Annotated in this window: 1 protein-coding gene; it reads right to left on the bottom strand. The window is 68.9% G+C overall.

Going from position 1 to position 427, the window contains the following annotated elements; all coding sequences use genetic code 11:
* A partial coding sequence (locus JYK17_RS40320) for a carboxyl transferase domain-containing protein (protein WP_308011749.1) occupies positions 1-427 on the bottom strand: 427 nt, incomplete at both ends.

The raw sequence follows: 427 nt of genomic DNA, 5'->3' as shown, positions 1-427 counted from the left end.
GCGCCGTGGCGGATGATGCCGCCGTGCTCCTGGTCGACGCCGGGGAGGAAGCCCGGCACGTCCAGGAGGGTGACGATCGGGATATTGAAAGCGTCACACATCTGGACGAAGCGCGCAGCTTTTTCACTGGCCTCGATGTCCAGCACGCCCGCGAGCGACTGCGGCTGGTTGGCGACGATGCCGACCACCTGGCCGTCGAGCCGGGCCAGGGCGCAGATGATGTTGCGGGCCCAGCGCTCGTGGACCTCGAGGTACTCGCCGTCGTCGACGATCTCCTCGATCACCCGGGTCATGTCGTAGGGCCGGTTGCCGTCCGCCGGAACCAGGTCCAGCAGCGTCTCGCTGCGCCGGTCCACCGCGTCCCCGGACTCGACCCGCGGCGGGTTCTCCCGGTTGTTCTGCGGGAGGAGGGAGAGGAGGTAGCGGA

It is taken from the genome of Streptomyces plumbidurans, assembly GCF_019857225.1.
GTDB classification, from domain to species: domain Bacteria; phylum Actinomycetota; class Actinomycetes; order Streptomycetales; family Streptomycetaceae; genus Streptomyces; species Streptomyces plumbidurans.
The sequence above is the reverse complement of the archived record's forward strand: the minus strand, read 5'-3'. Positions and strand labels throughout refer to the sequence as shown.